This window comes from Acutalibacter sp. 1XD8-36 (assembly GCF_009917525.1).
Lineage (GTDB): Bacteria > Bacillota > Clostridia > Oscillospirales > Acutalibacteraceae > Acutalibacter.
The window spans coordinates 54,313-78,615 of record NZ_QZDU01000010.1 but is presented as its reverse complement, the minus strand read 5'-3'; the positions used below and the strand labels follow the sequence as shown (position 1 = coordinate 78,615).

General features: G+C 57.3%; 27 protein-coding genes and 1 pseudogene. 16 read left to right on the top strand and 12 right to left on the bottom strand.

What is annotated here, in order from left to right; genetic code table 11:
• Positions 1 to 10 precede the first annotated feature (10 nt).
• From D5270_RS13885 to D5270_RS13875, 3 genes and pseudogenes are all read right to left on the bottom strand, one after another.
• Positions 11 to 241: a hypothetical protein gene (locus tag D5270_RS13885; protein ID WP_243150375.1), complete on the bottom strand. Its 231-nt coding sequence runs from the start codon at positions 239 to 241 to the stop codon at positions 11 to 13.
• Positions 232 to 360 (bottom strand): annotated as a pseudogene (locus D5270_RS16890) (cysteine-rich VLP protein); the annotation flags it as partial. The gene D5270_RS13885 and the pseudogene D5270_RS16890, both read right to left, overlap by 10 nt.
• Before the next feature lie 387 nt (positions 361 to 747).
• Entirely contained in the window at positions 748 to 1,146 is a 399-nt protein-coding gene (locus tag D5270_RS13875; protein WP_166544658.1) for an RNA polymerase sigma factor, read from the bottom strand.
• A 101-nt stretch (positions 1,147 to 1,247) separates the two neighbouring features.
• On the opposite strand from D5270_RS13875, the gene D5270_RS13870 reads away from it, so the two are divergent.
• Complete coding sequence (locus D5270_RS13870; RefSeq protein ID WP_166544657.1) at positions 1,248 to 1,469, top strand: hypothetical protein; 222 nt, start codon at positions 1,248 to 1,250, stop codon at positions 1,467 to 1,469.
• Positions 1,470 to 1,538: 69 nt separating this feature from the next.
• Here D5270_RS13870 and D5270_RS13865 read toward each other — a convergent pair whose 3' ends face one another.
• Genes D5270_RS13865 through D5270_RS13855 form a run of 3 tightly spaced genes read right to left on the bottom strand, consistent with a single transcriptional unit; the run spans position 1,539 to position 3,685 of the window.
• Positions 1,539 to 1,961: a DUF2000 domain-containing protein gene (locus tag D5270_RS13865; RefSeq protein ID WP_166544656.1), complete on the bottom strand. Its 423-nt coding sequence runs from the start codon at positions 1,959 to 1,961 to the stop codon at positions 1,539 to 1,541.
• Complete coding sequence (locus tag D5270_RS13860) at positions 1,945 to 2,859, bottom strand: DMT family transporter (RefSeq protein ID WP_166544655.1); 915 nt, start codon at positions 2,857 to 2,859, stop codon at positions 1,945 to 1,947. Before D5270_RS13860 ends, D5270_RS13865 begins: the two co-directional genes overlap by 17 nt.
• Positions 2,849 to 3,685, bottom strand: coding sequence for a helix-turn-helix domain-containing protein (locus D5270_RS13855; RefSeq protein WP_166544654.1), 837 nt, complete (start codon positions 3,683 to 3,685; stop codon positions 2,849 to 2,851). The genes D5270_RS13860 and D5270_RS13855 overlap by 11 nt, the downstream gene beginning before the upstream one ends.
• 185 nt (positions 3,686 to 3,870) lie before the next feature.
• Between D5270_RS13855 and D5270_RS13850 the strand changes: the two genes are divergently transcribed.
• Complete coding sequence (locus D5270_RS13850) at positions 3,871 to 5,247, top strand: recombinase family protein (RefSeq protein ID WP_166544653.1); 1,377 nt, start codon at positions 3,871 to 3,873, stop codon at positions 5,245 to 5,247.
• A gap of 140 nt (positions 5,248 to 5,387) precedes the next feature.
• Positions 5,388 to 5,876, top strand: coding sequence for a hypothetical protein (locus D5270_RS13845; protein ID WP_166544652.1), 489 nt, complete (start codon positions 5,388 to 5,390; stop codon positions 5,874 to 5,876).
• A gap of 41 nt (positions 5,877 to 5,917) precedes the next feature.
• Here D5270_RS13845 and D5270_RS13840 read toward each other — a convergent pair whose 3' ends face one another.
• Positions 5,918 to 7,126 (bottom strand): hypothetical protein, encoded by a 1,209-nt coding sequence (locus D5270_RS13840; protein WP_166544651.1) that lies wholly within the window; start codon positions 7,124 to 7,126, stop codon positions 5,918 to 5,920.
• Entirely contained in the window at positions 7,123 to 7,683 is a 561-nt protein-coding gene (locus D5270_RS13835) for an RNA polymerase sigma factor (RefSeq protein ID WP_166544650.1), read from the bottom strand. The genes D5270_RS13840 and D5270_RS13835 overlap by 4 nt, the downstream gene beginning before the upstream one ends.
• A gap of 262 nt (positions 7,684 to 7,945) precedes the next feature.
• On the opposite strand from D5270_RS13835, the gene D5270_RS13830 reads away from it, so the two are divergent.
• A complete protein-coding gene (locus tag D5270_RS13830) occupies positions 7,946 to 9,199 on the top strand; it encodes a glycosyltransferase family 2 protein (RefSeq protein WP_166544649.1) in 1,254 nt (417 codons plus the stop codon).
• A 44-nt stretch (positions 9,200 to 9,243) separates the two neighbouring features.
• Here the strand turns inward: D5270_RS13830 and D5270_RS13825 are convergent, their stop codons facing one another.
• The 3 genes from D5270_RS13825 to D5270_RS13815 all read right to left on the bottom strand — a co-directional run bounded on the left by D5270_RS13825 (position 9,244) and on the right by D5270_RS13815 (position 11,437).
• Complete coding sequence (locus tag D5270_RS13825) at positions 9,244 to 10,602, bottom strand: PFL family protein (protein WP_161473054.1); 1,359 nt, start codon at positions 10,600 to 10,602, stop codon at positions 9,244 to 9,246.
• Positions 10,603 to 10,605: 3 nt separating this feature from the next.
• On the bottom strand, positions 10,606 to 11,079 hold the full coding sequence (locus tag D5270_RS13820) for a GNAT family N-acetyltransferase (protein WP_166544648.1): 474 nt from the start codon (positions 11,077 to 11,079) through the stop codon (positions 10,606 to 10,608).
• A gap of 76 nt (positions 11,080 to 11,155) precedes the next feature.
• Entirely contained in the window at positions 11,156 to 11,437 is a 282-nt protein-coding gene (locus D5270_RS13815) for an ACT domain-containing protein (RefSeq protein ID WP_166544647.1), read from the bottom strand.
• A 531-nt stretch (positions 11,438 to 11,968) separates the two neighbouring features.
• Here D5270_RS13815 and D5270_RS17290 point away from each other — a divergent pair.
• Both D5270_RS17290 and D5270_RS13805 read left to right on the top strand, forming a co-directional pair.
• Positions 11,969 to 13,387 (top strand): NUDIX domain-containing protein, encoded by a 1,419-nt coding sequence (locus D5270_RS17290; protein WP_166544646.1) that lies wholly within the window; start codon positions 11,969 to 11,971, stop codon positions 13,385 to 13,387.
• A gap of 123 nt (positions 13,388 to 13,510) precedes the next feature.
• On the top strand, positions 13,511 to 13,993 hold the full coding sequence (locus D5270_RS13805) for a hypothetical protein (protein ID WP_166544645.1): 483 nt from the start codon (positions 13,511 to 13,513) through the stop codon (positions 13,991 to 13,993).
• A gap of 91 nt (positions 13,994 to 14,084) precedes the next feature.
• Here the strand turns inward: D5270_RS13805 and D5270_RS13800 are convergent, their stop codons facing one another.
• Complete coding sequence (locus tag D5270_RS13800) at positions 14,085 to 14,906, bottom strand: sugar phosphate isomerase/epimerase family protein (protein ID WP_166544644.1); 822 nt, start codon at positions 14,904 to 14,906, stop codon at positions 14,085 to 14,087.
• 167 nt (positions 14,907 to 15,073) lie between these two features.
• On the opposite strand from D5270_RS13800, the gene D5270_RS13795 reads away from it, so the two are divergent.
• From D5270_RS13795 to folK, 10 genes are all read left to right on the top strand, one after another.
• Complete coding sequence (locus tag D5270_RS13795) at positions 15,074 to 16,456, top strand: Mur ligase family protein (RefSeq protein WP_166544643.1); 1,383 nt, start codon at positions 15,074 to 15,076, stop codon at positions 16,454 to 16,456.
• Positions 16,446 to 17,141, top strand: a complete 696-nt coding sequence (locus tag D5270_RS13790; protein WP_166544642.1) for a hypothetical protein — start codon at positions 16,446 to 16,448, stop codon at positions 17,139 to 17,141. Before D5270_RS13795 ends, D5270_RS13790 begins: the two co-directional genes overlap by 11 nt.
• Before the next feature lie 273 nt (positions 17,142 to 17,414).
• Positions 17,415 to 18,788 (top strand): 23S rRNA (uracil(1939)-C(5))-methyltransferase RlmD, encoded by a 1,374-nt coding sequence (rlmD, locus tag D5270_RS13785; RefSeq protein WP_166544641.1) that lies wholly within the window; start codon positions 17,415 to 17,417, stop codon positions 18,786 to 18,788.
• A gap of 43 nt (positions 18,789 to 18,831) precedes the next feature.
• Positions 18,832 to 19,704 (top strand): phosphotransferase family protein, encoded by an 873-nt coding sequence (locus D5270_RS13780; protein ID WP_166544640.1) that lies wholly within the window; start codon positions 18,832 to 18,834, stop codon positions 19,702 to 19,704.
• Between the two features lie 113 nt (positions 19,705 to 19,817).
• Positions 19,818 to 21,329 carry a UDP-glucose--hexose-1-phosphate uridylyltransferase gene (locus tag D5270_RS13775; protein WP_166544639.1) on the top strand — a complete coding sequence of 504 codons (1,512 nt, stop codon included), beginning with the start codon at positions 19,818 to 19,820 and terminating at the stop codon, positions 21,327 to 21,329.
• Positions 21,330 to 21,998, top strand: a complete 669-nt coding sequence (locus tag D5270_RS17160) for a ComF family protein (RefSeq protein ID WP_166544638.1) — start codon at positions 21,330 to 21,332, stop codon at positions 21,996 to 21,998.
• Positions 21,999 to 22,014: 16 nt separating this feature from the next.
• Positions 22,015 to 22,581: a GTP cyclohydrolase I FolE gene (folE, locus tag D5270_RS13765; protein ID WP_330587535.1), complete on the top strand. Its 567-nt coding sequence runs from the start codon at positions 22,015 to 22,017 to the stop codon at positions 22,579 to 22,581.
• Positions 22,582 to 22,583: 2 nt separating this feature from the next.
• On the top strand, positions 22,584 to 23,393 hold the full coding sequence (gene folP, locus D5270_RS13760; RefSeq protein ID WP_166544636.1) for a dihydropteroate synthase: 810 nt from the start codon (positions 22,584 to 22,586) through the stop codon (positions 23,391 to 23,393).
• 15 nt (positions 23,394 to 23,408) lie between these two features.
• Complete coding sequence (gene folB / locus D5270_RS13755) at positions 23,409 to 23,792, top strand: dihydroneopterin aldolase (protein WP_166544635.1); 384 nt, start codon at positions 23,409 to 23,411, stop codon at positions 23,790 to 23,792.
• Positions 23,789 to 24,265: a 2-amino-4-hydroxy-6-hydroxymethyldihydropteridine diphosphokinase gene (folK, locus tag D5270_RS13750; protein ID WP_166544634.1), complete on the top strand. Its 477-nt coding sequence runs from the start codon at positions 23,789 to 23,791 to the stop codon at positions 24,263 to 24,265. The genes folB and folK overlap by 4 nt, the downstream gene beginning before the upstream one ends.
• The last annotated feature ends 38 nt before the right edge of the window (positions 24,266 to 24,303 follow it).

Below are 24,303 nucleotides of genomic sequence, written 5' to 3'. Positions count from 1 at the left end.
GTCTTGTTTTCTAACCGTTCCGAAGGTCGTTTTCTACCCCCGTGATGGACAATCCGTTGTCCTTCTGGGGTAGGATAAATTTTTGTCCATCAGGCAGTTTCACATAAATCAGATTGGGCAAGAACTGTCCCCGCCGCTTTCGCTCAATCAGCCCTGCCGCCGACAACTCGGCCAATGCGTTCTTGGCTGATGAAAGGCTCCTGTTCAGCGCCAGCGCAATCTTCTCTACGGGCAGACACATTCCTCGCCGTTGTCCAGAAGCAGGCAGTTTCCGCAATCGTAGTTACAGCACTCATGTACTAATCTCCGGGCCGCGCGGTACTGCTGATAGGTCATGTGAGAGATTTCGGGCGCTGTCATTTCACGCGCTCCCCCGGCAAAATCCTAAAAACGTCAATTTGGCGTTTTTAACGTGAGCGCCAATCTGGCGTTGACGATACATGACCCGCCGGAAAGGAACAGACGCGAAGCGGGTGTTTCTTTCCGGCGGGTGTGCAAGGGGTTTGGGGAGTGCAGCTCCCCATCGCGTCCGAAGGACGCAACGCCCCCGGCAGGGCGCACGACACCGGAACGGTGTATAAGTGCGCTGTTGGAAACAGACAGGATTTCCGGCACGAAAAATCATGGTGTTCACTGTGACCTCCTTGACATAGGAGGGACAAGCCGCCGGAGCAGCTTGTCCCTCCCGATGATAGGGCGATTGCCCCTCACCTTGTAGCCATCATGCCGGGGTGAGCGTTGGGTAGGTCAACGGAAAAACTTGAAAAACTTTTTCCGAACACCCTCAATGCTGTCATGGACTGCGGCCTTGGAACAGCCGCACCGCCGCCCGATCTCCGCATAGCTGAAGTCGTACAGCGCATAGAGCAGAAACCTCTCCCGCTGGGTCTTGGTACAGAGGGCCAGCACCGCCAGAATTTCATCCAGCGTTTCCTGCTGGCAGACCAATTCCTCCGGGGTAGCGCAGTAGGGCAAAAGACCCTGGGCGGCGATTATGTACTCGTCACATTCGCGCCCGTCCCAATGCCGCCGCTGCTCGCGGTCAAGGCTCCGTTCGGTACGCTTGGCCAGCTCCCAAAACTCGTCGAGGGTGGCGGCGTCCTCATAGGTCATTTTGCGGCTGTATCTCTTGATGGTAATCTCCATCTTGTTATCCTCCTGTTCAGATTTGGGGCAAGCGAAATCTGAACAGGAAGGGTGGGCCGCGACATCGGGGCTGGATGGGACAGCCCCCTGAAAAAGCAAAAATGCCCGAACAGCACAAGGCTGTTCGGGCGTTGGGGATGGCGATATGGGCAGACAAGAAACGACTATTTTCGCAAACCTGGGTGGAGTTCGCCGTTGCTTGGGTCAGGCTTTTTTTGATAAGTGCCTATCTATTTGCAAGCGCATGGCGGCATCCTCCTGTTACCGCCAAAATGCAAAAGAGCGGCGGCTCTGATTTCTCAAAGCCGCCGCTTCGGGCGTGACTATACTCCTGCTTGTACGACGGCTTTTTTCTTTTGCCGTCGTGCGGCAAGGTAATCTTTTATATTGGTTTATCGCAGTAAAGCCATATTACCGGTCAGCTTATTGACCTTTTTCTTTGGGCCGCAGATGGCAACGCCAAAATATTGCAGGGTACTTTCTGGAACATGGCCCATCTTCTCAATAAATTCGTCATACGTCTTGCAGCCCTGGGCCAGATCGGAGAAGTCCACCACCGTCAAATCTTGAAAATCAGGCTGGTAGAGCTTTCCCCGTATCTGCTTGATAATTTCTGGCGAACCCCGCAGGATCGGCACAGGAAATTCGATGATGCCAAGATGCTCGTTGCCACTTTGGTCGGTCACATCGGCTCCTACCACCTCCGGCATTTTCTTTCCTAGGGTGATGCCCATGATTGCCGCCGTATTTGCGATAATACCCAGCGGTAGGCTCTCGTCAATGACCATGACGCACTTTTCATTTTGCCAGTCCATTTTGCTTTGCCTCTTTTCTCAAAAATAGTTTGCTCTCCGACAGGAACAGACCCGCCAACGTCAGAACTGTCCCGATAGCGGCCAGGGCGGTGATTTTCTCATGGAGAATTGCCACGGAAGTCACTACCGTAATCACGGGAACCATGTAGATATAAACGCTCGTCTTGACCGCTCCCAGTGCCTTGACCGCAAAATTCCAGGTGACAAAGCACAGGGCCGATGCGCCCAATCCTAAAAAGAGAATGTTGAACAGATATACAGGATTTGCAAACCTTGTCAATTCCAGCTTGAAATCGAACAGGAACAGTGTCGGGAGCATGAACAGGATACCGTAGCAAAACACCCGCCGGGTGGTGAGAATAGTGTGGTAGCCGTAACCGCTGATTTTCTTTGTCAGTACAGAATAACAGGCCCAAATCAGTGCGGCCAGCAGCGCCAGCAAGTCCCCGGCGGGGTTCAGCTCCAGCCTGGAGCCATTGAAACTAATAAGGGCAATCCCGGCCATTGCGACTATAAAGCCAATGAAAAAGCTGGCCTGGGGCTTTTCCTCTTTCAGAAACAGGTGGGACAGGATGGCCGTGAAAAACGGAGCTACGGAGATAATTACCCCGACATTGGAGGCCATTGTGTAGGTGAGTGCGATGTTTTCCAGCAAGTAGTAAAGGCATATCCCACACAGGCCCGCAGCGGCAAAGGTCAATTCCTGCTGGCGGTTCGTCCCCTTCAAGCGCCAGGGATAAACAATCAACAGGGCCAGTAGCCCCATGATGAAGCGGAAGAACAATATTTCTACCGGCTGGAAGTCCACCAGCAGAATTTTGGTGGAGATAAAGGTCGTTCCCCAAACTATGATTGTGAGCAGGGCGGAGAAATGTCCCGCCGTGTTTTTACCTTTCATGTGGCATTTCCCCCGTATCTCTGAAGATGTCCCGATAGATACCGGGGGCCAGTCCAATAAATCGGTTGAAATAGTTGGAGAAGTGGCTTTGATCGGAGAAGCCGGTTTGTAGCGCCGCCTCAACGGGGGGAACACCTTGTTCCAGCAGCTTTTTGGCCTTGCCAATACGAATGTTTTCCAGGTAGCTATACGGTGTGACGCCCTTTGAGCAGGTAAAGGCCCGGAGCAGGGTGGATTTGCTCAATCCGGCACAACGGCAGATCTGATCCAGATAAATTCGCTCGGCATAATGCTGTTCCATAAAGGCACAGGCTTTCTCAATTTCCTCCCGGCACTCCGGGATGCAGCTTTCAAAAGGCTGGCCGTATTGCTGGATCAGCAAAGAAATCAAAAACAGTAGATTTTCCTCTTTCCCAAATTCATTGGAGCCTTTCATCACCAGCTCATGGAGCGGGCGCAGATAGCAGGTGACTTCTTCATCAAAAATCACGTTTTGGGAAAATCCAGGAAGTTCCCGATTGCCGGTAACTTCCTCCGCCAAATCCAATATGACCTCTTTGGTGATGTTGAAGCCACGATAATCCAGCGTACCGCCGTCATTCTGAACACAGGCGTGGTTGTCTCCTGGGTTGAACAGAAGAACATCACCCTTTGTGATGGTATACTCCTGATTTTTGCAGGACAAGACACGTTCCCCGTCCTCCATGAAGCCAATCACATAGTATTCATGGAAATGGTTCGGAAAAGGCTGTACGATGCCCTCGAAACGGTAAGCCTCAATGTGTAGCTCGTCATCGTAGACCACCGTTCGCACTTCTTTTTTCATGCAGTTTTCCTCCTTGGTGATGTCTATTATACCAGATAAAATTTTTGCTGGCTTGTAAAATATCTTCATTTTCTTCCTGATGCTAAAATGATAAAAGTGCGCCACAGGAAATGTTTTCCCTGGCGCACTTTTGATTTGTCAGCAACTCCGCTCCATATTTTTGTGGTCTTGTCCATATCAGTGAAATGGTATTTCCAGAATATGGTGTCCACTTTATCGCCGTGAATGACGGGGTGGACAGCATAAAGGGAGATAGCGAGTTTACTGCAATTCGCAACGTATTTAACGAGATGTTCGCCAAGGACACCAGCAAGAAAATCAAGGCTACCTGGCAATCCAAGGGACGTTCCGGCGAACACCTTTGCACCATCCCGCCCTATGGGTACATGAAAGACCCGGAGGACAAGAAACGTTGGATTGTGGACGAGGAAGCGGCTGCTATCGTGCAAAAGATTTTCGCCCTGTGCGTGGACGGCCTGGGGCCGACGCAGATCGCCAAGTGGCTGCAACGTAACAACATCTTAACCCCCACGGCCTACGCCCGCGAAAAGGGCCTGCCAGTCTGCAACGCTCCTACGGCTAATCCGTATAAGTGGGAAAAAGGAACAATCTCCCGAATTTTGGAGCGAGTAGACTACCTGGGCCATACGGTCAATTTCAAGACCAGCAAGCCATCGTTCAAGAGCAAGAAAAAGGTCTGGAATAACCCGTCCGAGTGGGTGATCTTCGAGAATACCCAAGAACCGATCATTGAGGAAAGCGTGTTCCTGATTGTGCAGAACATCCGGCAGGGACGCCGCCGCCCGACCAAGATGGGGGACATGGGTATGTTCTCCGGACTGGTGTACTGCGCCGATTGCGGCGGCAAGATGTACCTTTGCCGGGCCAACCACTTCAAGCCGGAACAGGAGTATTACATCTGCTCCACCTATCGAAAAGACCGTACCCTGTGCAAGACGCACTCCATCCGCCGTGTAGTGCTGGAAGAAATCGTACTGCGGAACTTGCGGGAAGCGATCTCCTATGTGACACAGTATGAGGACGACTTTATCCAGCGGGCGGCGGAACGGAGCCTGCGGGAGCGTGACAAGGCGCTGGCACAGAAAAAGGCTGTGCTGGCACAGTCTGAAAAGCGCATCGCGGAGCTGGATGTGATCTTCAAGAGGATTTATGAGGACAACATTTCCGGCAAGCTGTCCGATGATCGGTTTATCAAGCTGTCCCGTGACTATGAACAGGAGCAGGAACAGTTAAAGGCCATCGTGGAAACCCTGGGGCGGGAAGTGAAACAGCAGGAACAGAAGAAAACCAACGTCAGGAAGTTCATTTCTGTGGTGAAGAAGTACACGGACATGACCCAGCTTGACGCCACCATCCTGCGTGAGTTCGTGGAACAGATCAGGGTGTCCGAAACCTACACGACCGACGAACAGCAGAAGCGGGTGAAAATCCGAGAAATCGAGATCGTCTATAACTTCATTGGTGCGTTTGATTTTGAGGAAGCGCGGGAGCAATCCCAAACTGCCCAAGACAAAAATAATGCGAAAGTCGGCGCAGCTTGACGCTACGCCGACCCTCGCTTAAAATGTTTTCTTACGTCACCGCCCCATTTAGAGGGGCGCTTTTTCCGTTGACGGCATACCCCCGCTGTGGTATAATATGCTAAAAAGCTAAAAGGCGCACGCCCAAAGGAGGCCCGCGGATGCAGCCGAAAAAGAAAATGATGATAGTGGGCTCCCACACCATAACAGAGCCGGACCACAGGGTGAAGATGATGATATCAAGGCTCTGCTCGGAGGGCTGGCACATACTGGTGGGGGACCACTCGGGCCTGGACAGGGCGCTGCAGGAGTACCTTCGGGATATGCACACCGACTGGGTGAGGGTATACACCGCCCGCCCCCAGCCCCACCATAATTTGGACCGCTGGCCTGTGCGCCGCCCGCCGAAGGAGGGCCGCTGGAGCGGGGTGCCAAGGCACCTGCAGAACACCCTGGCTATGGCGGACGCCGCAGGCTGCGGCATGGTCCTCTGGGACGGCAAAAGCATGGGCACCTATTTCGTCATGGCCTCCCTTATAGAGCAGGGCAAGAGCGTATGGGTCTATCTCCCAAGCCACGCCGCCGCCCATACCATCCGCACCTCAGAGGACCTTGAGCGCCTGCTCAGGGCCTATGCGTTCCCAAAATAAAGCTATCCCCCCGGAGCCCGGGGGGATTTTTTGACTCTGTTTTACTGCTGTACTAAGAGGGCGTAGGGGTACACCACCGGGCTGATGTCAGCCAGGAGGTCGGGGCTTACAGAGGGGGAGGCTGCGGAGTAGTTGTGCAGAAATTCTTCTGTTGTAACAGGCAGGAGCTCGCCGCTTCTGAGCTTGTCATTTATCCCGTCCAGCACGCTGGTGTCATTTAGGAGTGAGTTCATCAGCTTCACCATGTCCTCATAGGGCACGTTGAAGTTCCCGGCTATCCGGCACCACATGCCGTTGGGCAGGGTGCACATGAGCACCCTGTTGGTATTGAGCCCGCCCAACGCGGTTATGGGTTCGCCGCCGTCCGGGGGGATTACAACTGTCTCGTCGGACTCGCATTTGCCCTCTGCCAGGTCTTTCTCCGGAATTATCGGCTCCTGACAGATGAGCACGGATATTTTCCCGCTCTGGCGCAGGCCGGGGTCCGTGACGTCATAGTAGGGCTCGGCAGAGGTGGAGACCTGGGCGAGATAGAGACCGCTGCCGTCCGGGGTGCATTTGAATATGCCTGAAACAGGCTGGACATATTCAGAGAGGCAGCTAAAAATGCTTTTGCCGTACTCAACCATGGACTCGGGTGGAGTTATGGCCCTGCCGGCTGCGGCCTCGGCAGTGCTGATAAGAGGGTAGGAGTCAAAATCATTTAGGATATAGCTTCCCCCGGAATCATAGTCGGAGCGTATCCTGTCCATGCTCTCCGGCTCCTGCCTGTTATACTTAAAATAGTCCTCTGCGGGCAGCTCGTCAAATACGCTGGTGTAGTCCTCGCCAAGGGTGTATCTTGTCCAGACGTACTCATCGCCGTAGCCCGCGACGCTTACCTTAGGCTCCAGGTCATAGGGGCCGTCCAGAAACGGGCCGTCCGTGCCCCCGCCATTATTTGGCTCACGCCGGGCATTGCCCTCGCCGGAGCCGCCCTCGGGCCCGGAGTCCCCGGCTGATGCCTGGTGGGAGGTATTTCTGCTGTTGGCCCCCGGGCCTCCGTACTCAATGGTGGGGGCGGTGCCGTTTATCAGGTATGCAAGGGTCAGGGGCAGGGCGATGGCCACAATGCAGGCCGCGGCGGCAGTCAGGGCCGGGAGCCACCACCGGTCCTTTTGGCGCACCCTCCCTGAGGGGGGCGCGGCGGCCCCTGCCACAAGGTTCATGTCCAGATTTTCAAGCTTGTCAAGTAAATCGCTTCCTCTCATATATCGTATCCCTCCTTGATGAGATATTCCCGCAGGCCCCGGCGCACCCGGTAAAGGGTGGTCTTCACCCGGCCCTGGGACGTGGAAAAGAAGGCGGCCACGTCCTTTATGGAGTCTAAGTACCAGTACCTGCGGATAAACATATTCCGCTGTTCTTCCTGTATGGAGCGCAGATACCCGGCTATCAGATCCCCCAAGAGCACGCCGTCCACCTGGCCCGCCGTGTCGCTGGGGGAGGGTATGCACTGCTCCAGCTCTGCTGTGAGCTCCAGCACTGGGGCGCTGCGCTTCTTCCTTGAGCGGGCCCGGGCCACGTCTATTGCCAGCCGCCGGGTTATCTTCGCCAGGAACGGGAAGAGGTATCCCCAGGGCTCGTGGGGCGGTATGGCTGCCCAGGCCTGCATATAGGTGTCGTTCTCACACTCCTCGGCGGCCCCCTGGTCCTGAAGGAGGCTGTTTGCAATGGCCCGGAGCTTCAGGCCGTACTTCGCCGCCGTGAGCCCCAGGGCAGCCTCGTCCCTGCGCAGAAACAGCGCCACGATTTTTTCATCATCCATGTATCAGCACCTCCTCTGAGAGTACCCTCACTTTACATATCGCCGATTGGGGCGGGGTGGTTACAGGAGGGTATTTATTTTTTTCCGCCGCCGCCCTTTCCGGCACCGCTGCCCTTTCCGGCACCGCCGCCCTTCTCCCTATTTCGTCAAGCGTTAAGAAATTCGTAAGAAATTCATCACGCTGGACTTAATTTGTTCATATTATCCTTGTAGGCACAGAGAGCAGGGGCCGGGCGCGGCCGCGTGAAAGGACGGAAAACATATGAAGACTTTAACATACATAAATCTCGCCATAGCGGCTGTGGTGGCGGCTTGCTGCTGCTATCAGGTGCTGTTCACCCTAATCAGGGTGCGGGGCCTTGGAAGGCGGTTCGAGGAGCGGTCCCTGTCAAAATTCGCGGTGCTCATTGCCGCAAGGAACGAGGCGGCGGTTATCGGACAGCTTATCGACAGCATAAAGGCCCAGGACTACCCCTCGGAGCTTATTGACATATACGTGGTGGCGGACAACTGCACGGACAGCACCGCAATGGTGGCGGCCTCCCGGGGGGCGGCGGTCTACCAGCGCCGGAACAAGGTACAGGTGGGCAAGGGCTACGCCCTGGAGTTCCTGCTCTCGAAGATTGCCCAGGATAAGCCCGAGGGCACATACGACGGCTTCTTTGTCTTCGACGCGGATAACCTTTTGGACCCCCGGTATATAAGGGAGATGAACAAGGTTTTCTCCAACGGCTGCCCTGTGGTGACCGGCTACCGCAACGCCAAGAACTTCGGGGACAACTGGATTTCGGCGGGCTACGGCATGTATTTTTTAAGGGAGTCCGAGTACCTGAACAGGCCCCGGGACTATCTGGGCACCAGCTGCGCGGTGTCCGGCACAGGGTTCCTGTTCTCTGCAAAGCTCCTTGAGAAGGTGGGCGGCTGGCACTACTACGCCCTTACAGAGGACCTGGAGTTTACTCTGGATTTGGTGTGCCGGGGGGAGAAGATTTCCTATTGCAACACGGCGATACTATATGACGAGCAGCCCACCGGCTTCAGGCAGTCGGTGGTGCAGAGGGCCCGGTGGATGCGGGGGCTCATGCAGATAATGGGCAAAAACGGCAGCACCCTGCTGCACAGCATGTTCGGCTCGGGGAACTTCGCCTGCTATGACCTGCTGATAAACTCCCTGGCTGCGGTGCTCATGGGCCTTGGGTTTATTATGAATACCATCATGTTTGCGGTGGGCCTGGCTACCCCGGGCTTTGAGACCGGGCCCGTGGTGATAGCGGCGCTGCTGGCGCTGGCGGGCACATATGCCGGCCTGTACTTCACAGGGCTTCTGACCCTTATAACCGAGTGGCGCAGGATTCCCTCCAGGGCCTCAAGGAAGATACTCTTCAGCTTCACATACCCCTTCTTTATGGCAAGCTTCATGGCGGCCCTGGCTGTGGCAATGTCCGGCGGCACCCAGTGGAAGCCCATCAGGCACACCGTTGCCGTGAGCCTTGGGGAGCTGGACGGCAGGAGATAAGATTAAGAATAAAAAGGAGCCCCTGGGTCGCCAGGGGCTTCCTTTTAATTCTTCAGGCTCTGCAGGGGGGCCGGTATCTTCCCGCCCCTTGCGATAAACTCTGCGGGGCTGGACATGTTCACGGGCATAACTGGCCCCCGGCCCAGAAGCCCCCCGAAGTCCAGCTCCTCACCGGCGGACTTGCCTATGGCCGGTATCACCCGCACGGCGGTGGTCTTGCTGTTCACCATGCCGATGGCGGCCTCGTCCGCTATAATGCCGGAGATTATCTCCGGGGAAACCTCCCCGGGTATCACTATCATGTCAAGGCCCACCGAGCATACGGCGGTCATGGCCTCAAGCTTGTTGAGGGTCAGGCAGCCGCTCCTTGCCGCGTCTATCATCCCCGCGTCCTCGGTCACCGGGATAAAGGCCCCGGAGAGCCCGCCCACGCTGGAGGAGGCCATTACGCCCCCCTTTTTCACCGCGTCGTTCAGAAGGGCCAGTGCCGCCGTGGTGCCGAAGGCCCCGCACTGCTCAAGGCCCATGCCCTCTAAAATATGGGCGACGCTGTCCCCTATGGCGGGGGTGGGGGCCAGGGACAGGTCCACAATGCCGAAGGGCACGCTGAGCCTGCGGGAGGCCTCCTGGGCCACAAGCTGGCCCATGCGGGTTATCTTAAAGGCGGTGCGCTTTATAAGCTCCGCTATCTCCGTAAGGCTCTTCCCCGCGCCCTCCTTCTGTATGGCAGCCCGCACGACCCCCGGGCCCGAGACGCCCACGTTTATCACGCAGTCCGGCTCCCCGGGGCCGTGGAAGGCCCCTGCCATAAAGGGGTTATCCTCGGGGGCGTTGCAGAAGACCACCAGCTTTGCCGCCCCTATGCACTCCCGGTCCGCGGTGAGCTCGGCGGTGCGCTTCACTATCTTCCCCATCTTGCCCACGGCGTCCATGTTTATCCCGGCCTTTGTGCTGCCTATATTCACCGAGGAGCAGACAAGCTCCGTCTCGGAAAGGGCCTGGGGTATGCTCTCGATAAGGGCGTAGTCCCCGGGCCCGAAGCCCTTCTGCACAAGGGCCGAATATCCGCCGATAAAGTTTACCCCCACCGTGTGGGCCGCCCTGTCCAGGGCCTTGGCAAAGCGCAGGGGGGAGGCCCCCGGGCAGGCCCCTGCCACCATGGCAACAGGGGTGACGGATATGCGCTTGTTTATAATGGGTATGCCGTACCGGCGGCTTATGTCCTCGCCGGTCTTCACTAAGTTCTGGGCATAGCGGCATATCTTGTCATAGACCCTAACGGCGCTTGCCTCCGGGTCCGGGCCCGCGCAGTCCAAAAGGGAAATGCCCATGGTGATGGTGCGCACGTCAAGGTTCTCGTTGTCTATCATATTTATGGTCTCTAGTATCTCGTTGGTATTCAAATCCTATTCCCCCTTATTATCAGGCCAGGGCTTTTCCATAACGTCCCAGCAGAGCACGCTGCCGTGCCCCACGGACTCTGTGAGCATGTCCACGACCCTGTAGCCGCGTTTCCAGTAGATAAAAGCCGCAGGCAGTGAGGCCTCCAGGCGTATCCTGCCGTACCGCTCCCCTATGGCCTTCTCCCCGAAGTCCAGCAGGGCCCGACCGTACCCCCGGCCCTGGAGCCCCGGGGCCACGTACAGCCGGGTTATCTCGTCCTTGTGTAAGGTGATTGTCCCCGCCGCCATGCCGCCGTCAAACAGCAGGTAGACCTCCCCCGCCTCTATATCGGCCAGTATATGACTGTCGCCGTGCCAGTCCAGGAAGAACTCCACCGCTCCCCGGGGGTAGAACCGGGGGTACACCTCCTGTATGGTGCGCCGGGTTATAAAGCCCACCATGGGCAGGTCGGCTGATTCGGCTTTGCGTATATCCATTTCTATCAATTTCCTCTCAGGTAAAAGTTTTGCGCTTGCGCAAAACTTGGAGATTTAATGCGAGCGATAGCGAGTATTAAATCTTGTGCATGGAGTTGAAGATGTCCTCGTGCATAACATGTATCTTCAGCCCCAGCTCGTCCCCCAGGGCGTCCATCTGCCGGGACAGCGCCGCCACGTCCGAGGAGGACCCCGCCATGTCCACCAGCATTACCATGGCAAACAGGTCCTGCAAAATGGACTGGGTGACCTCCAGCACGTTCACCCCGCTTTTGGCGCAGATCTCGGTGACCTTGGCAAGGATACCCACCATATCCTTGCCGATGACGGTGATTACCGCCTTTTCTGAACTCTTCATTCCTGTTACCCCTCTCTCCTAAGTGGTTTTGCAATGCTAATATTATGAAGCAGACGGGCGCGGTTGTCAAGTATATAATTGGTTGACAGTATATGGGGAATCTGGTAAAATAAAAAAGGCCCCTCTTTTGGGGGCGTCTTGGCTGGTATTTTGTTCGGTCAAGGCGTATGGGCATTGCGGTGATTGGCGGTCTGGCTACTCCCCTGAAAGGGGGTGATGCTGATGGGAAAAGTATGGAAGCTGCTGCTGTACATGCTGGCCACTCTTTTTTGGCTGGCGCTGCTGATATACTTAGCACCAAAAGCTTGCTAACCGCCCGGCTGGTCCCCGAACGGTTAGCATAAAAATGTTAATCAAAATCCTGGACTAGACCGTCGCGCGGCAATGCCCTTCCTGTTCATTATAACGGTAACCCGGCAAAATGTCAAGCCGGGTATTTTTTATTTACCACTTTATTTCTCTCCCCGACTTGTGCTATAATAACCTTTATATCATTACTTACGAATTACCAATGAATAAGGGAGGACGCAAATGGCTAAGAAGAAAAAGCAGAAGCTTACCAAAGAGGAGCGGGCCCTGCGGCGCAGGGAGGAGATACAGCAGGCCAAGAGGGAGGCAAGGGAGCACCCGGTGCTGTTCACCGTTTACGTGGTGCTCAGGGTGCTGGTGCTGGCGGTGCTGGTGCTGCAGCTTTTTAACGGGGAATACTACGATGTGTTCCTCTGCGCCCTTACACTGACGCTGTTCATGATACCCAGCTTCGTGGAGCGGCGGCTGCACATCGACGTGCCAAACACCCTTGAGGTCATCATCCTGCTGTTCATCTTTTCGGCGGAGATTTTGGGAGAGATACAGGAGTATTACCTGACCTTCCCATTCTGGGACACTATGCTGCACACCATAAACGGCTTTTTGATGGCGGCAATAGGCATCGCCATGGTGGACATCCTCAACCGCTCCCGCCGGTTCAAGGTGCGGCTGTCCCCGGTGTTCGTGGCGGTGGTGGCCTTCTGCTTCTCCATGACTATAGGCGTGCTCTGGGAGTTCTTCGAGTACGGCATGGACACCTTCTTCCAGATGGACATGCAGAAGGACACCTGGATAAATGTTGTGAACACCGTCAGCCTGAACCCCAACGGGGAGAACTCGCCGGTGCACATACCCATCGAGAGCGTGGTGGTAAACGGCGAGGAGTGGCCCGGGTATCTTGACATAGGCATACACGACACCATGAAGGACCTGTTTGTGAACTTCATCGGCGCGGTGGTGTTCTCCGTCATCGGCATGATATATATTATGGGCCGGGGCACCGGGAGCTTTGCCCCCAGGTTTATCCCCAGGCTCAAGGAGAACGAGCTGCCCGCCCCGGAGAAGAGGGAGAAAAACGAGGAGCGCCCCAGCCTGCTTGAGCCCATCCCCCTGGACGGCCCGGAGAGCTCAGGGGGCCCGGAGCTCCAGGACCTCTACACCAGGGACGGCAAGTTCACCGGCGGGACCGTGGAGCGGGGCGGCGATAAGGGGGAGTATTTCACCCTGGGCGTCCACGCCTATATATACGACGGGAACGGGCGCTTTCTGCTCCAGAAGCGCTCGGAGAGCAGGAAATTCAGGCCCGGACAGTGGGAGATAACCATGGGCCACGCCACTGCCGGGGAGACCGCCGCGGAGTGCCTTGTCCGGGAGATAAGGGAGGAGCTGGGCGTGCAGCTCCCCGGGGACGATATTATCAAGGCCTACCGCTGGATAGAGACGGAGAGCCACAGCTTCACCGACGTATTCTTCGTCCGGGCCGACCTTGACGACAGCGCCCTCACAATGCAGACTGCCGAGGTCTCGGGGCTGCAGTGGGTGTCAAAGGCCGAGATGCTGGAGCTGGTGGGCAGGATGGATTACAGGACGGAGAACTATAGGACGGTGGTTGCGGAGTATATCAGGGAGTGCATTGTGTAAATATTTGTAAAGAATATTTGCAAAAAGGGGGGCGCGGGTCTGCGTCCCCCTTGACTTTTTTAATGCAATATGTTAAAATCATGTAAAGAATTTATACATAATTTTCTAAAGGAGGGCCGCATAATGACAGCTTCAAAAAGAAAGATACTCTTACTGTTCCTAAGCTCTTTCGTTGGCGTGCTGCTGGTACACCTGGCCTCTACCCTGCCCTTTTACGTGATTATCTCGGGGGAGATTGCCGGGAATGGAACCGGGGGAATCCCGTATGCAAGCTTTCTTGCCCGGGCCGTCAGGTTTGCAGCCTGCGCGGGCCTCTGCTGGATGGTCCGGGGGAAGGGGAGGGATATTGACAGCCCTGTAAGGCGGCGGGCCTTCTATTGGGCCCTGGCGTGCCTGGTAATTTTCGTGCTGCTGTGCCTTGGCGGGCAGGCCGACAGGTTTTTCGTCTTTATGAATTCAGGCGGAATCCTTTACCGGGAGGGTGCGCCGCTGATTACCAAGGTTTTGTGGGAGCAGATATTTACCACCGACCTCGCTGCCAGCGTGCTTCTGGGGTTCGTAATCGTGGCCTGTCCCGGGAGGGCCCGGCTTGAGGCCAAGCTTTAAAGAGATAAATAATGAAAAGCCCCGCTCTCCGTAATAGGGAGCGGGGCAGTTTTATAGAAGCTGCGTCAGCTTATATGTCACGGAATAGGGCTTACCAGCCCAGGCCCTTGAGGTACTCCCGGCTCATGGTGATTGCCTCCATAGGCGTGCGGCCGTTGGACTGGTCCTGCTCGACCACCACCCACTTGGCCCCGGCCTCCAGGGAGGCCTCCAGGATGGAGGGGAAGTCCTGCATACCGCTGCCCACAGGGCGAAACTCAAAGAAGCCCTTGTTCTCCTGCTCCTCCACGTCCGTGCCGATAAGCTGGTACATATTGCCGGGCTTGCCCTCCTTATAGAAGTCCTTCAGGTGCACCACAGGGGCGCGGCCGCTGTACTTCTTCACATAGGCGGCGGGATTCTCACCGGCGACGTTTACCCAGCAGGTGTCTATCTCGGTCTGCAGAAGGTCGGCGGGGATGGTGTCGTAGATGTAGTCCAGGGCGTAGCGGCCGTCGGGCATTTTCTGGAACTCGAAGTCGTGGTTATGATAGAGGGTGCCAATGCCGTGGGCCTTGCAGACCTTGGCTATCTCGCCGAAGATTTTCACGTTCTCCTCGAACTTCTCCCCGCCGGGGCGGTCCTCCTCGGTAAGGTAGGGGATGGCGATGTATTTTACGCCTATCTCCTCATACTGGCTCACAACGCCCTCCATATCCCCTTTAAGCTCCTGGAAGGGCACATGGGCGGATACGGCCTCCAGGCCGGCGTCCTTAATGGCGGCCTTTATCTCGGCGGGGGACAGGCCGTACATGCCGGCCAGCTCAACGCCGTCGTAGCCTATCTCTTTGATTTTCTTCATGGTGCCGGCGAAATCCTTCTCGGCGTCCTCCCGGACGGAATAGACCTGCACGGCAACGGGCAGCTTGTTCATGGGAAAAACCTCCTGGATTATAAAAAGTATAGTGGGACTAATAGTGGGGACTATGGAATAATTTTAACTTAAAAAAGCCGAAAGGTCAAGATAGCGGTTGAAAAACCCGGCGCTTTTTGGTAAAATATTTGGGTATATTAAAGCTAACTTAGATAGGAAGGAACCAAATGAAACGCACCCCTTATTTTTATCTTGTACTGTTCATCTCGAAGCTCGTGCGCTTCCTCCTTTTGAAGCTGGGCCGCAACGCCACCAACTTCCCCGGGGAGCTGGCTATCTGGCTGTGCAGAAGCTTCATAGGCCGTATGCCGAAGCCGGAGAAGGTGGTATGTATCACCGGCACCAACGGCAAGACCACCGTGGCAAACCTGGTGGAGGACGTGCTGGAGAGGACCGGCGCGGATTTTTACTGCAACAGGAACGGCTCGAATGTGTACTCCGGCGTGGCGTCCCTGCTGATATCAAACTCCGACTGGCGGGGCCGGCCCACAAAGAAGCTGGCGGTATTCGAGCTGGACGAGCGCAGCTCAAACCTGATACTGCCCTATATGCGCCCGGACATAATGCTCTGCACAAACATCTTCCGGGACTCATATAAGCGCAACGCCCACCCTGAGTTTATCCTGGACTTCCTGAATAAGTACATTCCCGACGGCGTGCCCATGGTTCTCAATGCCGACGATATGATGTGCTCGGAGCTGAAGCCCGGGAACCCCCGGGCCTATTTCTCCATTGCCAGGCAGCCCGGCGACGGAGAGGGGAGCAGGAATATTGTACAGGACGTGCCCGCCTGCCCCCGCTGCGGCGGCGAATTGAAATGGGACTTCAGGCGGTACCACCATATCGGCAGGGCTGCTTGTAAGGACTGCGGCTTCTCCTCGCCCAAGGCAGGTTACACGGCTGTCGGGCTCACGGAGACGGACATGGAGGTGGACATAGGGGGGGAGAGCTTCCGATTCCCCCTGGCGAACAGCGCCTATATAAATGTATACAACTCCCTTGCCGCCGTGGCCCTCCTATGCGAGCTGGGCCTGGAGCCCGGGAAGATAGCCGGGGCCCTAGGCTCTGTGGGTATCAGCGCCACCAGGTATATGGAGGAGGAGGTAAACGGGCGCAAGGCCATCCTGCACCTGGCAAAGGGCCAGAACCCAGTGGCCTGCTCCCGGGCCTTCCAGAATATCCGGGACTATCCGGGCAAAAAGGCCGTGATACTGTTCCTGGACGACTTCTTCGACGCCCAGCACACGGTTGAGAATGTCTCTTGGCTGTATGACGCGGACTTTGAGTTTTTGGCCGACGGCTCGGTAGTCCAGCTGATAGCCGCCGGGGCGAGGCACTGGGACGTGTACCTGCGGCTGCTGCTTGCGGGGGTACCGGCTGAGCGGATAGACCATATGCCCGGCACCGGCGGGGCCGCTGAGGTCCTGCGCCCGGGGGAGCCCGACTCGGTGTTCATACTCTACGACGTATATACCATCCGGCTGGCTGAGGACACCCAGAGGCTCGTGGTGGAGCGCTTAAAGAAGGAGGCGGCGAAAAATGCGGATTGAGGTGCTTTTCCCGGAATACTGCAGCCTGTTCGGGGACCTTTTCAATGTAAAATACCTGCAGGCCTGCCTGCCCGGGGCAGAGCGGGTCGACGTCTCCCTAAGGGAGGAGCCGGAGCTCTCCGGGGGAGGGCTCGTGTATATGGGCCCCATGTCTGAGCGCACCCAGGAGAAGGTGATAAAAAAGCTCATGCCATATAAGAAGAGGATAGGGGAGCTGATAGACAGCGGCACGGCCTTCCTGCTCACAGGCAACGCCCTGGAGGTGCTGGGGAGCCATATCATCCGGGAGGACGGCTCAAGGCTGGAGGGCCTGGGCCTTCTGCCGGTTTACGCCAAGCAGGACATTATGCACCGGCATAACAGCGTCTTTTTAGGGGAATGGAACGGCGCGGAGGTCACGGGCTTCAAGTCCCAGTTTACCATGGCCTGGCCCACTGAGGGGGCGAAGGGCCTATTCACCGTAAAGAAAGGGGTTGGGCTCAACAAAAAATGCCCCTATGAGGGGCTGAGGGTCAATAACCTTTTCGCAACCTACCTTCAGGGGCCGGTGCTGCCGCTGAACCCCTGCTTTGCAAGGGGCCTGCTTGAGGCAATGGGAGCCCATGGGGCGGAGCTGGCCTTTGGAGGGGCGGCCCAGGAGGCGTATAAAGCCAGGGTCGCGGACTTTTACTCGAAGGTCAGATAAGAAAAATACCCCAAAAAGTGAGGAAAAGAACCGGGGGGACCGGTTCCTTTCCTTCTTTTGGGGAGGAGTTGTATTGAAACCGCGGTGAATTAACAAGTAATTCGCCGCAAACTTGTTATCTTCTCTTACAGGAATATTTTACTAGATTCTTAGTGTAAAATCAAGCTTTTTCGACAAAATCTGCGTTTTCGATATCGATAACAAAATATCTTTAAATAAATTTGTGAAATCCATATAATTGTTTGCTTTGGAACTGGGGAAATGGAGGTATATATGGCTCTCAAAAAAAACCAATACATTGAAATGGAGTTCACCGGCATGACTGCCGAGGGGGCCGCGGTGGGCAGGCACCAGGGGGAGGCGGTGTTCGTGCCCCTGGGCGCTCCCGGGGACAGGGCGCTGGTAAAGATAGTGAAGGCCGCGAAGACCCACGCCTTCGGGCGGCTCGAGAGGGTGCTGGAGCCGGGGGAGTGCAGGAGGGAGCCGGACTGCCCGGTGTATAGGCTCTGCGGGGGCTGCTGCTACAGGCATATCACCTATGAGGAGGAGCTGAGAATAAAGGAGCAGCGGGTGCGGGACGCCCTGGAGCGGATAGGGGGCCTAAAGGGGCTGCCTGTCCGGCCCATAACCGGCGCTGTGAGCCGGGACGGCTACAGGAATAAGGCCCTGCTGCCAATCGGCCCGGGGCCGGACGGCGGGGTGGAGCTGGGGTTTTACGCCAGGAACTCCCACAGGATAGTCCCCTGCGAGGGCTGCAGGCTCCAGCCGGAGGAGTTCACCATAGCGATGAGGGCCTTCAGGGAGTGGGCGAAGGAGTACGGCGACCCGGTCTACGACGAGGCCACCCATAAGGGGCGTATGCGCAGGCTGTTTTTGCGCAAGGCCGAGGCCACCGGGGAGATAATGGTATGCGTGGTGGTGAACGGCAACGGCCTGCACCATGAGGCGGAGCTTGCAGAGGCTATGCGTAAGGCTGTGCCGGGGCTTGCGAGCCTTGTGATAAACTCCAACACCCGGCGCACAAACGTGGCCCTGGGCAGGCGCTGCCGGACGGTCTGGGGCCGGGACAGTATCAGGGACAGGCTCTGCGGGCTGGAGTTTGAGATTTCCCCCCTGTCCTTCTACCAGGTCAACCGAAGCCAGGCCGAGAGGCTCTACGGCATAGCCGCGGATTATGCCATGCCGGGGGAGGGCAGCCTGCTTTTGGATTTGTACTGCGGCACGGGCACCATCGGGCTTTCCATGGCCCGCCGGGCGGGGAGGCTCATAGGGGTGGAGGTGGAGCCCCGGGCGGTGGAAAACGCCATAGAGAACGCGGGGAGGAACGGCATTGACAACACCGAATTCCTCTGCGGGGACGCGGGGGAGGCGGCAGAGGAGCTGGCCCGAAGGGGGCTCCGGCCTGAGGTGGTGATACTGGACCCGCCCAGAAAGGGCTGCACCCCGGAGGTGATAGGGACCGTGGCGGGGATGGGGCCGGAGAGGGTGGTATATGTCTCCTGCGACCCGGCGACGCTGGCAAGGGACCTGAGGGAGTTTGCAGGCAGGGGGTACATGGCGGAGGAGGCCTCGCCGGTGGATATGTTTCCGGGGACGGGGCATGTGGAGACCGCCGTACTGCTTTCCCGCAGGGAACAGGGTATATAAGAAAAAAACACAGTCGCCAGAAAGAAGGAGGGAAATATCTGAAATGAAATTCGTCTCAAAAGAGCCAGTTGATAAAGGCTGGTCCGGTGATAAAAAATACTGTGTTACTGATACAAAAGGGGAGAAATTTTTGCTCCGAGTTTCTCCGGCTGAGCAATATGAGCGGAAAAAGAGTGAATATGAGCTTATATGCCGGGTGGCGGCTCTTGGCGTGCCAATGTGCAGGCCCCTGGAATTTGGCAGGTCCGACGAGGGAGTTTACCTTATTCAGACCTGGATAGACGGTGTTGACGCAGAGGAAAATCTGCATAAGCTCACAGGGGAGGCCCAGTATTCCTATGGCCTTGAGGCAGGACGGATATTAAAGGAAATTCATAAAATTCCCGCTCCCGAGGGGATAGAGGACTGGGAAAGCTATTTTAACCGTAAAGCAGACCGCAAAATCAGGATGTATGAGGAATGTCCCATAAAGTATGAAAACGGACAGGCCTTTATTGACTATATTAACGCCCACAGGCGCCTGCTTAGCGGCCGCCCCCGGACCTATCAGCACGGGGATTACCATGTGGGCAATATGATGATAGGCAGGGACAAGAAGCTCTACATCATTGACTTTGACAGAAATGACTTTGGGGACCCGTGGGAGGAGTTTAACCGCATTGTATGGTGCGCCCAGGCCGCCCCTTTATTTGCGGCGGGAATGGTAGACGGATACTTTAATAATGCCGTACCCATGGAGTTTTGGAAACTGCTCGCGCTTTATATAAGCAGCAATACCCTGTCCTCCGTGCCCTGGGCAATTCCCTTTGGGGATGAACAGGTTAAAATAATGATAAATCAGGCGGAGGATATACTGGGCTGGTATGACAATATGAAGAATCCCGTACCGGCTTGGTACTCAAACTTGGCACGTTGAAAAGCAACATTTTCTGCATATGGCACGAAGACCAAATTTCCCGTAAGATATTGACCTGCCCCCCTTATGAGGTGTACAATAAGCGTATATGACCCCAGAAAGGATGCTGCCCAATGAAAACTTCCGTTGACCTGAACCTTGCCATATCCCGCCTGATAGCCTACGGCCTGGAGCGGGAGCTCATAAGCCCGCTGGACACGGCCTACGCCGCAAACCGCATACTGGCCCTTTTGGGCGAGTCCAATTTTGCCCCCGTACAGGTGGAGGAGAGCCTGCATACCCCGGCTGGGGTGCTGGAGGAGCTCTGCGCATTTGCCCGGGAAAAGGGGCTTCTGGAGGAGGACAATAAGGACGCCCAGGACCAGTTTGACACTGAGCTCATGGCCTGCCTTACCCCCAGGCCCTCGGAGGTGGTGAGGGAGTTTAACAGGCGCTATGAGAGCTCCCCCAGGGAGGCCACCGACTACTACTACGCCCTAAGCAGGAGCACGAACTACATCCGCGTGGACCGTATCGAGAAGGACCGCAAGTGGACGGCCCCCACGCCCTACGGCGATTTGACCATCACCATCAACCTCTCCAAGCCCGAGAAGGACCCCAAGGCCATCGCCGCAGCCAGGAACGCCCCCAAGTCCGGCTACCCGGCCTGCGCCCTGTGCAGGGAGAACGAGGGGTATCTTGGCAGCGCGAACCAGGCCGCCAGGGGCAACCATAGGCTTGTGCCGCTGGAGCTGGACGGCGAGCAGTGGTATTTGCAGTATTCCCCCTATGTGTACTATAATGAGCACTGTATTGTGCTCAGCGCGGAGCACAGGCCCATGAAGGTGAGCAGGGCTTCCTTCAGGCGGCTGCTGGAGTTTGAGACCATACTGCCCCACTATTTTGTGGGCTCAAACGCGGACCTGCCCATTGTGGGCGGCTCAATACTCTCCCACGACCACTTCCAGGGGGGCGCGGAGGAGCTGCCCATGGCCAGGGCAGGCGTGCGGGAGAAGGTCAGCTTCAGGGGCTTTGAGGGCATAGAGGCCGGCATTTTGCACTGGCCCATGTCCGTCATCCGTCTGAGCGGCACCGACAGGGAGGCCATGGTGGAGCTGGCGGACAGGATACTTACGGCCTGGCGGGGCTACAGTGACGAAAGCGTTGACGTCCTTTCTGAGACCGACGCCCCCCACAACACCATCACCCCCATTGCAAGGCGCAGGGGGGAGAACTTCGAGCTGGACCTGGTGCTGCGCAACAACCGCACCACTGAGGAGCACCCCCTGGGACTGTTCCATCCCCACGCCGAATACCACAACATCAAAAAGGAAAACATCGGCCTTATCGAGGTGATGGGCCTTGCCATACTGCCCCCCCGCCTGCTCACAGAGACCGGGCTTCTGAGGGAGGCTCTGTCTGACGAAGGCAGGGCCGCTGAAATCATGTCGGGGCCGGAGATGGAGAAGCATATGGCCTGGTACGAGGAGCTAAAGGCAAAGGATATACCTGCCGGGCAGCTAGAGCGGGCCATACAGGACAGCATTGGGGAGAAGTTCGGGAAGATACTCGGCAACGCCGGGGTGTTTAAGGACGACGGCAGGGGCCGGGAGGCCTTCCGCCGGTTCTGCGGCAGCGTGAAATAGGTGGAGAACTGGTACCCGGCCAGGGGCTTGGACTGGGCGGTGTCCCTTTTATTCCCGGCGAAATGCCTTTGCTGCTGGGAGCGGGTGCCCCCCGACAGGCTGTTCTGCAGGGAGTGCGCGGAAAAGCTGCCTGAGGAGCCCAGGAGGCGGCTGATAAGGCTTGACAGCGGCCTTGAGGTGCCGGTGCTGGCCCCGATGGAATATGAGGGCGGCTATAGGGAGAGTATGCTGCAGTACAAATTCAGGGGCTGCAAAATAATAGGCCCGCGCATGGGCATGCTTATGGCAGGGCTTATTGAGGGCCTGCCGGAGCTTAAGTGGACTTTAACCTATGTCCCGCTGAGCCCCGAGGGGTTCAGGCGGCGGGGCTACGACCAGAACCTTCTGCTAGCCCGGCAGATAGGGCGGCAGAGGGGCATTGAGGTCAGAAGGCTGCTGGAGAAGGTGAAGAAGACCAGGGCCCAGCACGACCTGGGGCTTGAGGAAAGGCTGACGAACCTTTCGGGGGCGTACAGGGCTTCAGAGGAGGCGGCGGGCAGGAATATCCTGCTGGTGGACGATATCGTCACCAGCGGCTCCACCCTGAGGGAGTGCGCCTCGGCCCTGTTTAAGGCCGGGGCCAATCTGGTGTGCTGCCTGTGCGCCGCGGAGAGCAAATTCAGGAAATAGCTTTTGGAAGGAGACCATTATGGATATGGACAAGCTGCGCCGGGCGGTGCGGGACATACTGGAGGCCGTGGGGGAGGACCCGGACAGGGAGGGCCTGAAGGAGACCCCGGACCGGGTGGCGAGGATGTACGGGGAGATATTCTCGGGGCTCAGCTCGGACCCCGGGGAGCACCTGAAGATTTTTAAGGAGACCGGCAAGCATGACGAGCTGGTGTTTGTGAAGGATATCCCCCTTTACTCCGTATGCGAGCACCACTTGCTGCCATTTATCGGGCGGGCCCATATAGCCTATATCCCCAGGGACGGCAGGATAATCGGCCTCTCGAAGTTTGCCCGGATAGTGGACTGCTTTGCAAGGCGGCCCCAGGTCCAGGAGCGGCTCACCGGGCAGATAGCGGATTTCCTCTATGAAAACCTTGAGCCCCAGGGGGTGGCGGTGTTCATACAGGCCGAGCATTTGTGCATGACCATGAGGGGGGCGAGGGCCGCCGGGACGGTGACGGAGACCTCTGCCCTGAGGGGCTGCATGAGGTCCGACGCCCGCACCAGGTCCGAGGTCACCGCCCTGCTGAGAGGCAGGTAGGTATGGAGTTTACTGCAAGGGGAAAGGTTTTCCCGCTGGATAAGACATATGTGATGGGCATACTGAACGTCACCCCCGACTCCTTCTCCGACGGCGGCAGGTATCTTGACCCTGAGAGGGCCCTTGAGAGAGCCCTTGAGATGGAGGCCCAGGGGGCCGGGATAATAGACATAGGGGGCCAGTCCACCCGCCCGGGCTATGAGGCCGTGGACGCCGCGGAGGAGTGGGGGAGAATAGGCCCGGTGCTGAAGGCTGTGCTGAAGGGCACGAAGGCCGCCGTCTCCGTGGACACCTTCTATCCCCAGGTGGCACAGCGGGCCCTTGAAGCGGGGGCCCATATTATAAACGACGTGTCCGGCTTCGGGGACGATATGCTCCGGGCCGTGTGGGGCTCGGGCTGCGGGTGTGTTATAATGCACCCCCGGGGCGCCGGGTCCGGGGATATCCTTGGGGAGGTGCGGGCCTTCTTTGAGGAGAGGCTGGAGCGGGCAGAAAGGTTCGGGGTGGGCCCCGGGCAAATCTGCTTCGACCCGGGGGTAGGCTTTGGCAAGACCTATGAGGACAACCTGCGGCTTATAGCCCATGTGGGCAGGACAAAGATACCCGGCTGCGCCTATTTAATGGCGGCCTCCAGAAAGCGGGTCACAGGGGAGCCCTGCGGGAATCCGCCCTTTGAGGAGAGGTTGGCGGCGACCATAGCCGCCCATACTGCCGCGGCTCTGGGCGGCGCGGACTTGCTTCGGGCCCACGATGTGAGGGAGGCCGTGCAGGCCGCGCGCATGACCGACGCGCTCAAGGGCGTAATAAATTAGTACAGGGGGACAGGAATGGATAAGCTATACATCAGGGGCCTTGAGATATTCGCCTATCACGGCGTAAACCCTGAGGAGAAGCAGGACGGGCAGCACTTTTTCATGGACGTGACCATGTGGGCGGACCTTAGCAGGCCAAGGCAGACGGACCGCCTTGAGGATACCGTGAACTATGCCGCGGTGCGAAAGACCATACACCGGGCGTTCACGGCTGAGAGCTACGACCTTATCGAGCGGGCCGCCCAGGCCGTATGTGAGGCGGTGCTTAGGGAGCACCCAAAGGTCGAGAAGATTGGCCTGGTGCTCAAGAAGCCGGAGGCCCCCATGAACGCCAGTTTCGACTATGTGGCTGTGGAGGTGGAGCTCTCCCGCCGGGAGAATGGGGGGACAGGGCAATGAGGGCGCTCTTGGGCATAGGCACAAACCTCGGGGACCGGGAGGAAAACCTGGCGGGGGCCTTCTCAGGCCTTGAGAAGCTGCCGGGGACAAGGCTGCTGGCTATCTCAAACATATATGAGACCGCCCCCTTTGACGTGCTCTCGGAGCAGGGGGACTACCTCAACTGCTGCGTGCTCATAGAGACCGGGCTCACCCCCATAGAGCTCCTGCATAGCTGCCTGGAGCTTGAGGCCGGGCTGGGCCGGGTGCGCGGGGAGTACCACGGGGCAAGGACGATGGACATAGACCTGCTGGTCTGCGAGGGGGCAGAGAGCTGCACAGAGGAGCTGACCCTGCCTCACCCGGGGATACTGGAGCGGGCCTTTGTGATGGTGCCCATGTCCGATATCTTCCCCGGGCGCAATGCTCTTGGGCTGGACTTTGCCGGGGCATATGAGGCGGTGGACAAGAGCGGGGTGCGGCTGTATAAATAGCCTTTCCACGTATAATAATATACCGGCAATAAATAAGC

What these genes read in the sequence shown, in the direction of transcription:
- D5270_RS13860 (WP_166544655.1), bottom strand. Translation starts at nt 2,859, where the DNA reads ATGAAAGGTAAAAACACGGCGGGACATTTCTCCGCCCTGCTCACAATC.
- folB (WP_166544635.1), top strand. Translation starts at nt 23,409, where the DNA reads ATGGATAAGCTATACATCAGGGGCCTTGAGATATTCGCCTATCACGGC.
- D5270_RS13805 (WP_166544645.1), top strand. Translation starts at nt 13,511, where the DNA reads ATGACAGCTTCAAAAAGAAAGATACTCTTACTGTTCCTAAGCTCTTTC.
- rlmD (WP_166544641.1), top strand. Translation starts at nt 17,415, where the DNA reads ATGGCTCTCAAAAAAAACCAATACATTGAAATGGAGTTCACCGGCATG.
- D5270_RS13795 (WP_166544643.1), top strand. Translation starts at nt 15,074, where the DNA reads ATGAAACGCACCCCTTATTTTTATCTTGTACTGTTCATCTCGAAGCTC.
- D5270_RS13830 (WP_166544649.1), top strand. Translation starts at nt 7,946, where the DNA reads ATGAAGACTTTAACATACATAAATCTCGCCATAGCGGCTGTGGTGGCG.
- folP (WP_166544636.1), top strand. Translation starts at nt 22,584, where the DNA reads ATGGAGTTTACTGCAAGGGGAAAGGTTTTCCCGCTGGATAAGACATAT.
- D5270_RS17290 (WP_166544646.1), top strand. Translation starts at nt 11,969, where the DNA reads ATGGCTAAGAAGAAAAAGCAGAAGCTTACCAAAGAGGAGCGGGCCCTG.
- D5270_RS13850 (WP_166544653.1), top strand. Translation starts at nt 3,871, where the DNA reads ATGGTATTTCCAGAATATGGTGTCCACTTTATCGCCGTGAATGACGGG.
- D5270_RS13775 (WP_166544639.1), top strand. Translation starts at nt 19,818, where the DNA reads ATGAAAACTTCCGTTGACCTGAACCTTGCCATATCCCGCCTGATAGCC.
- D5270_RS13870 (WP_166544657.1), top strand. Translation starts at nt 1,248, where the DNA reads ATGCCCGAACAGCACAAGGCTGTTCGGGCGTTGGGGATGGCGATATGG.
- D5270_RS13840 (WP_166544651.1), bottom strand. Translation starts at nt 7,126, where the DNA reads ATGAGAGGAAGCGATTTACTTGACAAGCTTGAAAATCTGGACATGAAC.
- D5270_RS13885 (WP_243150375.1), bottom strand. Translation starts at nt 241, where the DNA reads ATGTGTCTGCCCGTAGAGAAGATTGCGCTGGCGCTGAACAGGAGCCTT.
- folK (WP_166544634.1), top strand. Translation starts at nt 23,789, where the DNA reads ATGAGGGCGCTCTTGGGCATAGGCACAAACCTCGGGGACCGGGAGGAA.
- D5270_RS13855 (WP_166544654.1), bottom strand. Translation starts at nt 3,685, where the DNA reads ATGAAAAAAGAAGTGCGAACGGTGGTCTACGATGACGAGCTACACATT.
- D5270_RS13835 (WP_166544650.1), bottom strand. Translation starts at nt 7,683, where the DNA reads ATGGATGATGAAAAAATCGTGGCGCTGTTTCTGCGCAGGGACGAGGCT.
- D5270_RS13800 (WP_166544644.1), bottom strand. Translation starts at nt 14,906, where the DNA reads ATGAACAAGCTGCCCGTTGCCGTGCAGGTCTATTCCGTCCGGGAGGAC.
- D5270_RS13865 (WP_166544656.1), bottom strand. Translation starts at nt 1,961, where the DNA reads ATGGACTGGCAAAATGAAAAGTGCGTCATGGTCATTGACGAGAGCCTA.
- D5270_RS13815 (WP_166544647.1), bottom strand. Translation starts at nt 11,437, where the DNA reads ATGAAGAGTTCAGAAAAGGCGGTAATCACCGTCATCGGCAAGGATATG.
- D5270_RS13820 (WP_166544648.1), bottom strand. Translation starts at nt 11,079, where the DNA reads ATGGATATACGCAAAGCCGAATCAGCCGACCTGCCCATGGTGGGCTTT.
- D5270_RS13790 (WP_166544642.1), top strand. Translation starts at nt 16,446, where the DNA reads ATGCGGATTGAGGTGCTTTTCCCGGAATACTGCAGCCTGTTCGGGGAC.
- D5270_RS13845 (WP_166544652.1), top strand. Translation starts at nt 5,388, where the DNA reads ATGCAGCCGAAAAAGAAAATGATGATAGTGGGCTCCCACACCATAACA.
- D5270_RS13875 (WP_166544658.1), bottom strand. Translation starts at nt 1,146, where the DNA reads ATGGAGATTACCATCAAGAGATACAGCCGCAAAATGACCTATGAGGAC.
- D5270_RS13780 (WP_166544640.1), top strand. Translation starts at nt 18,832, where the DNA reads ATGAAATTCGTCTCAAAAGAGCCAGTTGATAAAGGCTGGTCCGGTGAT.